At 40.6% G+C, this 13,604-nt stretch carries 12 protein-coding genes; 8 read left to right on the top strand and 4 right to left on the bottom strand.

Annotated elements, in window-relative coordinates; genetic code table 11:
* Window positions 1–63 precede the first annotated feature (63 nt).
* Window positions 64–1,605, bottom strand: a complete 1,542-nt coding sequence (locus DWA30_RS07295; protein WP_114491875.1) for an NAD(P)H-hydrate dehydratase — start codon at window positions 1,603–1,605, stop codon at window positions 64–66.
* Window positions 1,606–1,841: 236 nt separating this feature from the next.
* On the opposite strand from DWA30_RS07295, the gene thrA reads away from it, so the two are divergent.
* Genes thrA through DWA30_RS07255 form a run of 8 tightly spaced genes read left to right on the top strand, consistent with a single transcriptional unit; the run spans window position 1,842 to window position 10,540 of the window.
* Entirely contained in the window at window positions 1,842–4,283 is a 2,442-nt protein-coding gene (gene thrA / locus DWA30_RS07290) for a bifunctional aspartate kinase/homoserine dehydrogenase I (protein WP_114491874.1), read from the top strand.
* Window position 4,284: 1 nt separating this feature from the next.
* Complete coding sequence (locus tag DWA30_RS07285) at window positions 4,285–5,211, top strand: homoserine kinase (protein WP_114491873.1); 927 nt, start codon at window positions 4,285–4,287, stop codon at window positions 5,209–5,211.
* Window positions 5,208–6,509, top strand: a complete 1,302-nt coding sequence (gene thrC, locus DWA30_RS07280) for a threonine synthase (RefSeq protein ID WP_114491872.1) — start codon at window positions 5,208–5,210, stop codon at window positions 6,507–6,509. The genes DWA30_RS07285 and thrC overlap by 4 nt, the downstream gene beginning before the upstream one ends.
* Window positions 6,510–6,554: 45 nt before the next feature.
* Entirely contained in the window at window positions 6,555–7,637 is a 1,083-nt protein-coding gene (gene gcvT / locus DWA30_RS07275; protein WP_114491871.1) for a glycine cleavage system aminomethyltransferase GcvT, read from the top strand.
* A 2-nt stretch (window positions 7,638–7,639) separates the two neighbouring features.
* Window positions 7,640–8,554 (top strand): glutaminase, encoded by a 915-nt coding sequence (locus DWA30_RS07270; protein WP_114491870.1) that lies wholly within the window; start codon window positions 7,640–7,642, stop codon window positions 8,552–8,554.
* Window positions 8,555–8,580: 26 nt separating this feature from the next.
* Complete coding sequence (locus DWA30_RS07265) at window positions 8,581–9,441, top strand: sugar nucleotide-binding protein (RefSeq protein WP_114491869.1); 861 nt, start codon at window positions 8,581–8,583, stop codon at window positions 9,439–9,441.
* Between the two features lie 45 nt (window positions 9,442–9,486).
* Window positions 9,487–9,768, top strand: coding sequence for a 4a-hydroxytetrahydrobiopterin dehydratase (locus tag DWA30_RS07260; protein WP_114491868.1), 282 nt, complete (start codon window positions 9,487–9,489; stop codon window positions 9,766–9,768).
* A gap of 49 nt (window positions 9,769–9,817) precedes the next feature.
* Entirely contained in the window at window positions 9,818–10,540 is a 723-nt protein-coding gene (locus DWA30_RS07255; protein ID WP_114491867.1) for a YebC/PmpR family DNA-binding transcriptional regulator, read from the top strand.
* A 63-nt stretch (window positions 10,541–10,603) separates the two neighbouring features.
* Here DWA30_RS07255 and DWA30_RS07250 read toward each other — a convergent pair whose 3' ends face one another.
* The 3 genes from DWA30_RS07250 to DWA30_RS07240 form a co-directional block, all read right to left on the bottom strand.
* Window positions 10,604–11,638 (bottom strand): hypothetical protein, encoded by a 1,035-nt coding sequence (locus tag DWA30_RS07250; protein ID WP_114491891.1) that lies wholly within the window; start codon window positions 11,636–11,638, stop codon window positions 10,604–10,606.
* 245 nt (window positions 11,639–11,883) lie between these two features.
* A complete protein-coding gene (locus DWA30_RS07245) occupies window positions 11,884–12,918 on the bottom strand; it encodes a hypothetical protein (RefSeq protein WP_114491866.1) in 1,035 nt (344 codons plus the stop codon).
* Window positions 12,919–13,065: 147 nt separating this feature from the next.
* A complete protein-coding gene (locus DWA30_RS07240; protein ID WP_114491865.1) occupies window positions 13,066–13,602 on the bottom strand; it encodes a 1-acyl-sn-glycerol-3-phosphate acyltransferase in 537 nt (178 codons plus the stop codon).
* Window positions 13,603–13,604 lie beyond the last annotated feature (2 nt).

The raw sequence follows: 13,604 nt of genomic DNA, 5'->3' as shown, positions 1-13,604 counted from the left end.
ACAAAAGTACAATTTCCTTTGAGGTTTACGCATAAAAGTGTTTTCATTGTAGCGGTTTTCCTCCTACTTGTTCTTAGCATCAGTTGCAGGGGCATCTTGCGAGAATAAGGCTAGATAAGCATTTCCTAGATTATCGATCAAATCACTGGCCATAACGGCCTCAAATCCCATTTCTTGTGAAGCGATCATACCGGCACTTCCATGTAGATAAACTCCAAATACCGATGCCAATAGCGGATCATACCCTTGTGCTAAGAGTCCGGTGATAATACCGGAAAGCGTGTCTCCACTGCCTGCAGTGGCCATTCCCGGATTGCCGGTCGTATTAATATACATGCTGTCTTCAAAAATAATTGTGGTATGGGCACCTTTGATCACTATCACCAGTTCGTGTTTTTTTGCAAACGATTTAGTCTTTTCTAACTTATCGTAATCGTCGGTCCATGTTCCAATCAATCGTTCTAGTTCACCGGGATGTGGGGTTAAAATGCTTTGCTTCGGAAGCGTTTTTAACAGCTCATCGTCTTTTGCTATACAATTTAACGCGTCGGCATCTAAGAGTAATGGAGTTTTTACTTCAGAAAAGAACTTTTTGAGTGCTGCGATCGTATCCTTGTGAGTACCAATACCCATCCCTATTCCAATGGCATCGGGTTCGATCTCATAACTTATGGTAGTGATTCTATCGTCGTGGGTGTCGGTCAATGTCATGGCTTCCGGCACCGTTGCTTGAAGAATCGTATATCCGCATGTAGGAACAAAGGTTGTAACAAGTCCGGCCCCCATTCTAAAAGCCGCTTTTGTAGCGAGAACAGCCGCACCAATCTTACCATGACTGCCTCCTATAATGAGCGCATGACCAAAGGTGCCTTTGTGATCGAACTTATCGCGGGATTTATAGAATTGTTGTGCTTCCGGTTTGGCGATGAGTTGTGCCAAGGGCTTGGTTTCGTACAAATATTCCGGATCCAATCCAATATCCAAAGCTTCAAAGTAAGGAACAAATCGCCCCGATTCAGGTAAAAAGAAGGCTAGTTTAGGCGCTTGAAATGTTAGCGTATGATTTGCTTTTACAACCGCTTCAGCATCTTCGAGCGCTTTGTTGGCGTATAAACCACTTGGGATATCAATACTTAAGGTAAATGCTTTATTATTATTGAGGTGCTGAATCAATTCCTTTACCCAACCTTCCGGTGGCCGATTTAATCCAATTCCGAAGAGCGCATCGATCACAATATCTTCGGCGTTGATCTTAGGGAAATCCCTTTCCGAAGTCATTAAAATAGGCCAATTCTTGGTAACCTCTTTTACTCGGTCGTAATTAATTAAAAAACACTTCGATCGCTTATCGGTAAAATTGGCAACATATATATGTACATTATATCCATGCTCGATCAAGAGGCGCCCTACCACAAGTCCGTCACCCCCATTATTTCCTATACCACAAAAAATATGAATGGGCACTTGAGCGCCTTGCATTCGTTGGTGGAGCCAATTAAATATTTGACTACCTGCACGTTCCATGAGGTCCAAAGAAGTGATATTATGTTTTTCGGTGGTCTGCTTATCGGCTTCGTGAAGTTGCTTTGCTGAAAATATTTTCATTTAATTCTGTAAATTTCTATTGTCCATTTGTGTAAAAATAATACATTTACGGTAAGACAGGCATGAAAACTAACCAATTCCATAACGTTTTACAACTTTCCAATTTTCAGTTGGTGAGCACTTCCCTTACAACGTTTTCAACCCCTTTGGGGTCTTTATTTTCATAATATCCATCCGTTATTTTTTCTTTACTGAAGAAGAATCTAAAGTAAGTTACCGACTTAAAAATTAATCCTATGCGTGTATTGAAATTTGGTGGAACCTCGGTCGAGAAAACAGCTACCATTAAAAAAGTTATCGAAATTGTAAAAACTGAAGCTTCTAACACAGCAGTTACTTTAGTCGTTTCGGCCATGGCTGGTATCACAGATATGCTTTTGGATGCCGGCGAGCAAGCTCGTTTAAAAAAAGCGGAGTATGCAACCACTTTTACATCAATAAAGGATAGGCATTTAACCGTTGCCACCCAATTAGGAATTATCGATTCCGAAGCGCTAAAAACCTTATATCAGTATTTAAATTCTTTAGAGTTGTTACTGAAAGGCATCTTTTTTATCAATGAATTATCACCCAACACCAGTGATAGATTGGTCTCGTATGGAGAGTTGCTTTCGTCTCATATCCTAGCTGAAGCGCTAAAACTACACGATCTTGATACGACTTGGAAATACACACCAGAGTTGATTATAACGGTTAATGATGGCCTTCGAAACGGTGTTAATTACGATAAGACAAACGTGAACATACAGCATTTTTTTGATATGAACCAGCATCGAGTTACTGTGCTTCCGGGTTTTATTGCTGCAAACGAGCATGGAGAAATTTCCACATTGGGAAGAGGAGGATCAGATTTCTCTGCTGCCATCATCGCGGCAGCCATCGAAGCAGAAGAATTGCAAATTTGGACCGATGTGAGTGGTATGTACACGGCGAATCCGAAATTGGTAAAGCACGCGCGTCCCATCCAACAAATTAGCTACAAAGAGGCCATGGAACTTTCTCACTTTGGGGCGAAGGTACTGTACCCTCCTACTATTGTGCCTGTGATGCAAAAACAGATTCCGATTGTGATCAAAAACACTTTTGATGCTGAAGCAGAAGGAACTAAGATCACAGATCAAACAAGTGGTAATGGGGTCCCGACAAAAGGACTAAGCAACATAAAGAATATTGCGTTGCTCACTTTAGAAGGTACCGGTATAGTTGGAATACCAGGAATTTCCAAACGTTTGTTCGAAACCCTTTCTAGACAATCGATCAATGTGATCTTGATCACTCAGGCATCCAGTGAGCACACCATTTGCGTAGGGATCTTAGAGAATGAAGCTGGACGAGCACAACAAGGGATCGATTTGGAGTTCGAAAATGAACGGCAGCTTGGTAAAATGAATCCCCTACTTGTTGAAACCGGTTTGTCGATCATAGCATTGGTAGGTGATAAAATGAAGAATCATCAAGGGATTAGTGGGAAAATGTTCAGTAAGCTTGGAAAAAACAATATAAATATAAGAGCTATTGCCCAAGGGGCTAGTGAAAAGAATATTTCTGCGGTAATTGCAACTAGTGATGTTAAAAAAGCACTAAACGTACTACACGAACGATTTTTTGAAGATCAACGCAAACAGCTCAATTTGTACATTGCCGGTGTTGGTAATGTGGGCGGTAAACTTATGGATCAAATCACGCAACAACAACAGTATCTCAAGGACACGCTCAACTTGAATGTACGTGTAATTGGGATCACTAATTCTCGCACCATGTATTTCGATTCAGACGGGATCCGACTAAAAGACTGGCGCAGCTTACTTTCCGAAGGAGAAAAAGCCAACATGGAGTCTTTTAACCAAAAAGCGATCAATTTAAACAAACGAAATAGTGTGTTCGTAGATGTAACGGCAAGCGAGTCGGTGGCCGCAACTTATTCAGATTTTTTAGTTCGGAGTATTGCCGTAGTAGCTTGTAACAAGCTCGCGTGTTCTTCAACCTATGATAATTACACCCAACTAAAGACCATGGCAACAAATTATAACGCTCCCTTTTTATTTGAGACCAATGTAGGTGCGGGTTTACCAATATTAGACACCTTGGCAAATTTAATGGCGTCGGGAGATGAGATCATCTCTATAGAAGCGGTACTTTCTGGGAGTTTGAATTTTGTATTCAATAATTTTAGCGAAGGAGACTCCTTTCATGATGTGGTAGAACAAGCTCAAGCTGAAGGCTATACCGAGCCCGACCCAAGGATCGATCTTAGTGGTATTGACGTGGCTAGAAAAATACTGATTTTAGCCAGAGAAAGTGGATTGGCCTTAGAATTAGAAGACGTAACAAATATTCCGTTTCTTACAAAACGGAACTTGGAAAGTACTTCGGTAGATCATTTTTATAAGACACTAAAAGAAGACGACACTCACTTTCAGGAATTGATCAAAAAGGCAACTAAAAATAATGCGCAATTGAAATACGTTGCAAAACTGAACAATGAAAAACCCAGTGTTGGTCTCGAAGAGATCCCTGTTGGGCATCCGTTTTATAACCTTGAAGGCAAAGACAATATTATCTTGTTCTATACCAAACGTTATCCCGAGCAACCATTGATCATTAAAGGTGCCGGTGCCGGTGGTGAAGTTACCGCTTCTGGATTGTTCTCAGATATTATACGAATGCGAACTTACTAGTATGAAAGAGATCACAGTATATGCGCCTGCAACCGTCGCAAATTTAAACTGCGGATTCGATGTATTGGGATTGGCGATCGATGGACCCGGCGATACCATTACGTTGCGCAAGGTTAAAAAGCGAGGAATCACAATTACAAAGATCGAAGGTGCCGAATTACCCATGGAGGCTACTAAAAATGTAGCCGGAGTTGCCGGAATCGCAATGTTAGATTATCTAAAAGCCGATTTCGGGTTTGAGATCGATATTGTAAAAGGCATCCCTATAGGTAGTGGGATTGGAGGTAGTGCTGCCAGTGCGGCAGCTATGGTCTACGGGATCAATCAATTTTTGGCCGAGCCACTCAGTACTCAGCAGTTAGCTTTCTTCGGAATGAAAGGCGAAGCCTTGGCTAGTGGAAATGAACATGCCGATAATGTGGCTCCTGCCCTTTTTGGCGGAATTACGCTAATACCAGGCTACCATCCTTTTGAAGTTATCGAATTACCTGTTCCACCTCAACTGTATGTTACTGTAGTACACCCACATATTGAGATCAATACAAAAGCAGCACGCGAAATTCTTCCGAAGCAGGTTCGACTCAAAGACGCCATAGTCCAAGCAGGAAATCTGGCGGGCTTGGTAGCAGGTTTTTATTCTCAGAATTTTCAATTAATAGCTAGCAGTTTAAAAGACGTGTTAATAGAACCGCATAGAAAGCAATTATTGCCGTACTTTGATGCAGCAAAAACGACGGCTCTAGAACAAGGTGCTTTAGGATTTGGTATAAGTGGGTCCGGGCCATCGATGTTTGCACTTTCCGAAGGTAAAAACACGGCAGAGAAACTACGAACCCAATTGGTCGAACTATATAGTAGACAAAATGTTGAAATCGACAGTTTTGCATCACCCATTAACGCCGAAGGGGCAAAAATAATATCGGTATGAATTACTATAGTTTAGAAGGCAATGCGCCTCCTGTTAGTTTTAAGGAAGCTGTGATTAATGGTATCGCCCCCGACAAGGGACTTTATTTTCCGGAATCTATCAATCCCCTACCTACTGGATTCTTTAACGAACTCACTACGCTTAGCAAAAATGAAATTGCATTTCAATTAATTCAGCCTTTCGTGGGCTCAAGTATTCCGCAGGAAACATTAGAAAATATCATTAATGAGACACTCGACTTCGAATTTCCATTAATTCCGTTAACAGATCGCATATCCAGTTTAGAGTTGTACCACGGGCCAACTTTAGCTTTTAAAGATGTTGGAGCACGTTTTATGGCGCGATGTCTGGGTTATTTTGCAGCACTTGATTCGAAGAAGAAAGAAATTACAGTATTGGTAGCTACCAGTGGTGATACCGGTGGTGCCGTTGCCAACGGATTTTTGGGTGTAGAAGGTGTTACCGTGGTAATTTTGTACCCCAGCGGTAAGGTTAGTGAAATTCAAGAAAAACAGCTAACGACGCTTGGGAAAAACATTACTGCTCTAGAGGTAGACGGTACTTTTGACAACTGCCAGAATATGGTAAAAAATGCGTTTGTCGATCCGGAGATCACGACAAAGAGAACGCTCACTTCTGCTAACTCTATTAATGTAGCGCGTTGGCTGCCACAATCTTTTTATTATCTGTTTGCTTTGCAACAGCTTAAAGAACGAAGCAATCCTCCTGTGTTCTCGGTTCCCAGTGGTAACTTCGGAAACATCTGTGCTGGAATGGTGGCTTATAAATTAGGGATGCCGGTAACTCATTTTGTCGCTTCGGTGAATAGCAACGCCGTGGTCCCGGATTATTTGAAGACGGGGTCTTATGCACCCCAACAATCGATAGCGACTATTAGCAATGCGATGGATGTTGGCGATCCGAGTAATTTTGTACGTATACAGAAGCTCTTTGAAAATGACTTCGGAAAGCTATCCCAAATGCTTACCTCCTATTCATTTTCAGATACAGAGACCCGTGCGGCCATTGAAGAACTGTACGAAAGGTTTAATTATCTCGCCGATCCGCATGGTGCGGTGGGCTATTTAGGGCTTCAGAAATACCTAAGCGCGCATCCCAATGCGCAAGGAATCTTCTTAGAAACTGCGCACCCAATTAAGTTTTTAGATACGGTTGAAGCAGTTATAGATAAAAAAGTTACAATCCCAAACGCTATCGAAGAATTAATTCAGAAGAAAAAGAAGTCGGTCGCTATTAAAAATTACAGCGAATTCAAAGCGTTTATGCTGCATTCCTAGTAGGTAATTTATACATTTGCATTCATTAATCGAATCGTATAAATTATGAAGAATACTGCACTCTCAGAGACACACGAAGCATTGGGCGCCAAGATGGTCCCTTTTGCGGGATATAATATGCCTGTTTCCTATGAAGGCGTGAACGCCGAGCACGAAACCGTTCGAAAATCGGTTGGTGTCTTTGACGTTTCCCATATGGGAGAATTTCTAATTACAGGACCGAATGCCTTATCCTTAATTCAGAAGGTATGTAGTAATGATGCTTCGAAACTAGAAGACGGACAAGCGCAATACAGTTGTTTGCCGAACGACGAAGGTGGTATCGTAGACGATTTAATCGTGTATCGCTTAGAAGCTGAAAAGTGGTTGTTGGTAGTAAATGCCTCCAATATCGAGAAGGATTGGAATTGGATCAACCTTCACAATACGATGAAAGCTGAGATTAGAAATCTTTCAGAAGAATACTCGCTATTGGCCATACAAGGTCCTAATGCCGTAGAAGCAATGCAATCGTTAACTTCCGAAGATCTGAGTGATATAAAATTCTACACCTTTAAGGTATCAGATTTTGCGGGAATCCCTTATGTAATAATAAGTGCCACAGGATATACCGGAAGTGGTGGTTTCGAGATCTATTGTAAGAATAGCGAAGTGAAACAAGTGTGGGAAAAAGTGATGGAAGCCGGTAAAGAATACGGGATTAAGCCTATTGGCTTGGCGGCAAGAGATACACTTCGTCTTGAAATGGGTTATTGTCTATACGGCAACGATATTAACGACAACACCTCTCCTATTGAAGCCGGACTGGGTTGGATCACCAAATTCACCAAAGATTTTATCAATGCTGAAAATTTAAAAAAACAAAAAGAAGAAGGCGTTTCCAGAAGACTTATTGGTTTTGAATTAAATGAGCGAGGCATTCCAAGACAAGGGTATGAGATCGTCGACACCGAAGGCAAGCAGATAGGCCTTGTTACTAGTGGTACCATGTCACCTTCCCTTAACAAAGGAATTGGCTTGGGATATGTACCGACTGAACTCAGTAAACCCGGAAGTGAGATCCATATAAAAATTAGAAAGAATATCGTAGCTGCTACCGTAGTGAAATTACCATTTTATAAAGGTTAAGTATGGTAGATTTTCAAGCCGTCTTAGACGAGATTTATGCAGAATTACAAAACACCACCGATAAAGGTGCTGTAGCCTCCTATATTCCTGAATTGGCAAATGTAGACAGCGATAACTTCGGGATTTATTTAAACAATATTCAGGGTGACGATTTTTACGTAGGCGATTGGGATACTCCATTTTCCATTCAGAGTATATCGAAAGTGCTCTCGTTGGCAAAAGCATTTTCGCTGGTAGGAAATAAGATATGGGATCGCGTAGATGTAGAACCCTCCGGAAACCCGTTCAACCACCTTTCGTTATTGGAACTGGAAAACGGAATACCCAGAAATCCGTTGATCAATAGTGGTGCAATCGTGATCGCAGATATTTTGGTTTCAGAATTAGAAAATCCGAAGGCAGATTTCTTAGCGTATGTACGAAACCTTACGAACGATCAGACCATAGATTTTAATCTCGATGTGGCAGCTTCAGAAAAAGAGACTGGGTATAATAACTATGCTGCTGCGAATTTATTGAAGTCGTTCGACAATCTAGAGAACGATGTAGACGAGGTATTAGATTTTTACTTCCACCAGTGTTCTATTGAAATGGACTGTCAACAATTAACCAATGCGTTCTTTTTATTTGCAAATCGCGGTAAGTGTATGCGAAATACCGCACATCTTACGTTAAACCAAGTGAAGCGTATTAACGGGATTATGCTTACATGTGGATTCTATGACGAAGCCGGTGAGTTTGCTTTTGAAGTTGGTCTTCCCGGAAAAAGTGGTGTTGGTGGTGGAATTGTAGCACTACTGCCTAACGAGTTCACGATCACATGCTGGTCCCCTGGGCTTAATGATAAAGGTAATAGTTATTTGGGGATGATGGCCTTGGAAAAATTTACCACCAAAACAAAATTATCTATATTTTAAACGCTTCAGTGTACTGAATCGAATTTATGCGAAAAAAAGAATCGAATAAAAATACCATCCTAATTCTTGGTGCTAGCGGATTTATCGGCAATGTGCTTTACAAAGAGCTCCTCTCCTATTTCGACGTTTACGGTACCTACTGTCAGAATACCGATTTTAAGGACAATCAAGTGTTCTACCAGTATGATGTGACCAATGATGACCTATATTCGATCTTAGAAGATGTACGTCCCAACTATATTATTTCGGCACTTCGCGGTGATTTTCAAGCACAGTTAAAGGCACATGAAACGGCGTTGGCGTATGTTATGACAAATGAGATGTGTAAACTACTTTTTTTGTCTTCGGTGAATGTATTCGACGGGCGGTTTCGATTCCCTTCTTTCGAGAAGGACCTACCCATTGCTGAAAGTGAATATGGCAAATTCAAGCTTTCTGTTGAAAAGATGTTTGTTGAAATCCCTTCGGAAAAATATGCGATCCTACGATTGCCTATGGTGCTAGGAGTTACCTCACCACGCATTATTCAATTACAGCAAGCGATAAAACATAAGGCCTCGTTTGAAGTATACCCAAATTTAATTATCTCTGTGACTACGGTCGACAAGATCGCCCAGCAATTACATTATATCATCAATCAAGACTTATCGGGGATCTTTCATTTAAGTAGTGACGATATGGTACATCATGAAGATTTTTTTAAGGAAATCACGGCAAAGCTAGGAGACCATACGCCTATTTTTAAAAACGCCTATCGCAGTAACGATGATAATTATTTGGCAATTCTTCCGAAGCAAAACAAATTGCCACAACCCTATCGAATTTCTGTAGCAGAGGTGATAGAAGATTGCACATTAAAGGAAGAAATAAGTACCTTTAAAAATTAATACGAACCATGTTGACCTTAACAGGACAACCAAAAAAAATACCTTATGAACGCTTTATCTGAAAATGAGATACATGAGAAGCTAAAAGAATTTGAAGGCTGGGAATATTACGAAAATGCAATCCATACTTCGTTAGAGTTTCAAAACTTTAAAGATGCCTTTTCAATTATGACACGCATCGCTTTTGAAGCGGAAGCGATGGAACATCACCCGGACTGGTCGAATGTCTATAACACCTTACATATCTCTTTATCTACACATGATGCCGGTGGAGTGACCGACAAGGATTTTAAATTGGCAGAGATCGTGGATAGTTTGGTAAGTTAAGTTTGCCGAGAACCATATTTTTTTATTTTTGTAGCTAAATTGAATACCTATGGGAAGAGCTTTTGAATTTAGAAAAGCACGCAAAATGAAACGCTGGGCGGCGATGTCTAAAGCGTTTACACGTATTGGAAAAGATATAGTGATGGCCGTAAAAGAAGGCGGTCCCGATCCCGATACGAATTCCAGATTACGGGTGGTAATACAAAACGCCAAAGCCGTAAATATGCCCAAAGATAACATTGAACGCGCCATTAAACGTGCGAGTGATAAGAATCAAGGGGATTATAAAGAAGTATTATTTGAAGGCTATGCCCCACATGGTATTGCAGTCTTAATTGAAACTGCAACTGACAATAATACCCGAACTGTGGCTAACATTAGATCGTATTTTAACAAGTGCGACGGTAATTTAGGTACTTCAGGGTCGGTTGTATTTATGTTCGATCATACGTGCAACTTTAGAGTGAGTGGTGAAGATCTCGATCTAGAAGAATTGGAACTTGAACTCATTGATTTTGGAGTGGAAGAGATCTTTGAAGATGAAGATGGTGTTATGATCTATGCTCCATTTGAAAGTTTTGGAGCGATACAGTCGTATTTAGAAAGTAACAATATTGAGATCTTATCTTCAGATTTTGAGCGCATTCCACAAGTAACCAAACAACTTACAGAAGAACAAGCAGCAGATGTCGAAAAGTTACTAGAAAAAATTGAAGAGGACGATGATGTGCAGAATGTGTATCATACAATGGAGGAAGTTTCCGAAGCATAGAAGTAACATATCTTCATAAAAAAATGCCCCATCTGGGGCATTTTCCTTTTATAGATCAAACAACTACTGTTTGTAAAAATAAACCGAAGAGGCTCCCGAAAGGGTAGCATTCATATTCGGACCAATATTTCCACCGGTCTCGACATTGGTAAAAGACAAGATTCTTCCTCCACCGTTAGCTCTTTCGGCTATAAATACTTCATTTGCCTCGGCGTCATAGTCTGCCGATACAGGGTTCCCTAGAAATGTTGCTGAACCTGCCACACGTACTTGATTGTCTTGTACGGCCATGGTGCCACCGTCGTTCACTGCATCAAACTTCGATTGGAAGTTAGTAATGATATGAAAACCTCCATCGGTATCTGAGCTGGCATCCCCAATATCGGTCAAGATCATTGTACCACCATCGAAAGCGATTCCATGCGTACGAGTAATACCTTCTATGGTAATTCGCTTATTAGGTGTTTCGGTAGCATCTGCAGTGTACGTTGCTTCGAAATTTGTAAACACAGCAATATCTGATGTTTTATCTACTACTACGAAAAGATCGTTACCTACAAACTCGATGCCCCAAACCGCAAAATCTACTGTTATGGTATTTCGCAATGCAAAACTGTTTCCGTTTCGAGTGTAAACATATAATCTTCCGTCGTCGGTTGATGTGTTACCATCGACATCTGCGTTGTCTGACACTACATATAAATCACCATTTGCACTCACAGCAATGTCACGTGGACTTTCCAGATCGGCGCTACTAGAAAGCTCCAGTTCTACATTAGCTCCATCGTTTGCCAAAGCGATATCGCTATACGTGTTTAACTGAAATAGCGTTCTTGATGCTTGCGTTACTTGATCGGTGGCTGCATCATAGTAAATACCCTCAGCATCTAATGATAGTGTGACCAAGGTTGCTGAAGTAACTTCACCAGATTCACTTCTATCGTAACGCTCAATGTTTCCATTGGAGTTGTTAGAAGCATATACTTGTGATTCGAAATTAGCGGTAGGTCCGCCATCGGTGTCATTATCATCGTCACTACAAGCGACGGAGAAAAGTGCAATTGCACACAATACTGTTAAAAATTTAAACTTTTTCATACTATTAGGTTTTTGTTTAGCGCTTAGGTAACAAGAAAATTGAAGGGTTACAAGAATAAGAGAAAACCTTAACCCAATTTTAACTGACATAGCTTCGTTATCAGCGCTTTACAAAACGTGACGGCGCTAACCCTTAACACAACATTAAGCCAATACTTTGTGAAAATAAATGGTGATATTTTCTGAGGATTTTCAATAAAAAAAGCCCCAAATCGGGGCTTTGTGTTTTCTATTTATGCTTCTAATTAATCGTAACTTTCGTAATATAAAGAGGACGCTCCATCGATCTCGATCGATAGGTTTGGTGCAAGGTTTCCACCTGCTTCAATATCGTCGAAGATCAATAATTTACCACCACCATTAGCACGTTCGGCAATGAAGATAGTTTGTGTAGAACGGTCATATTCTGCAGATACCGGATTTCCTAGTGTGGTAAAGTTACCCGATACTCTAATTTGCTGATTTGCCGCTAAGGTATCACCATCATTCAAAGCATCAAAAGCTGCTTGAAAATTACTAATTACTTGAAAACCACCATCGGTATCAGATCCTGCGTCACCAATATCGGTTAAGATCAAGGCGCCTTCATCGAATGCGATTCCATGTGTTCTTGTTATACCGCCAATTGTAACTCTTTTTGACGGAGCCACAGTAGCATCGGTAGTGTTGGTCACAGCAAAATTAGTAAATACGGCAAGGTCGGAAGTCTTATCCACAACCGCAAAAAGATCGTTTCCAATGAATTCGATTCCCCAAACAGCAAACTCTACTGTTACCGTGTTTCGCAGAGTAAAGCTATTTCCATCTTTTTCAAAGATATAAAATCGTCCATCGTCTGTATTCGTATCACCATCGACATCGGCATTATCAGACACCACATAAATATCTCCATTTACGGCAAGGTCACGCGGACTTTCCAAGACAACGTTGCTAGAAAATGCTAGATTAAGGGTTTCTCCATCTAACGCGTCTTCGATGTTCATATAGTTATTTAGGGCTAATTGCGTTCTTGATACTGCAGTTAGTTCATCCATATCTGAATCGTAGAAAACACCTTCAGTGTCTGCAGAGGCGGTAAGTAATGATCGGCTTGCGATCGCCCCGCTGGCTGCAAAATCAAATGCAGTGATCTCAGGATTCGTATTACTTGTTACAAATAGATTGGCTAAGATGATATTTTGACTTTGGTCATCGGTGCCATTCCCATTATCGTCTGTTTCACATGAAGCTAGTACAAAAACAGCTACAAACAAAAGTAGTATTGAATTATATAATTTCATAAAATTAGGTGTTATAGTTTAAGCTACATAGATAGCAAGAAGAAAGCAAATTGAAAAATAATAAAACCTTAATGAACGCTAGTTTAACAAGGGTTTACAAGGACTCTAACACTTTTGGGTATCTATTAAATCTTACAGGTAAAATACCTATGAAAAATTTGAGACCTTACCCACTACCCCTTGAAAAAACGCGCGTAATTTCACTGTATCTGCTTCGATGGCTCCAGTAGGGTAAAATGGATTACCTATTGTTACAGTTTTGGTACTATAATCAAAGGATACCGGAATTATAGGAACATTTGCGTTTTGAGCGATATAATAATAGCCTGTTTTCCATGTATCTACCTTTTTTCGTGTTCCCTCGGGTGCCAGTGCTAGTCTAAATTCATCTTTTTTGGCAAATATTTCAGCAATGGCCTCTACTTTATTTTGACCGGGAGTGCGATCGAGTGCTGCTCCCCCCATCCACTTGAAATACCAACCGAATGGCCATGCAAACAGTTCTTTTTTTGCAACGAAATTAATATCGGTCTTCAATATCCGTCTAGAGAATACACCTATGTAGAAGTCATGCCAACTTGTATGGGGTACTACGATCACCACAGCTTTCTTTACGTCAGGATCAAAACGCCCCGAAATCTTCCAGCCGAGTATCTTGTTGAATATAAATTTGGTGATACCCATTA

The sequence above is a fragment of the Candidatus Ulvibacter alkanivorans genome (assembly GCF_003333325.1).
In the GTDB taxonomy this organism is placed as follows: domain Bacteria; phylum Bacteroidota; class Bacteroidia; order Flavobacteriales; family Flavobacteriaceae; genus Ulvibacter_A; species Ulvibacter_A alkanivorans.
This window is presented reverse-complemented; position numbering and strand designations above follow the sequence as displayed.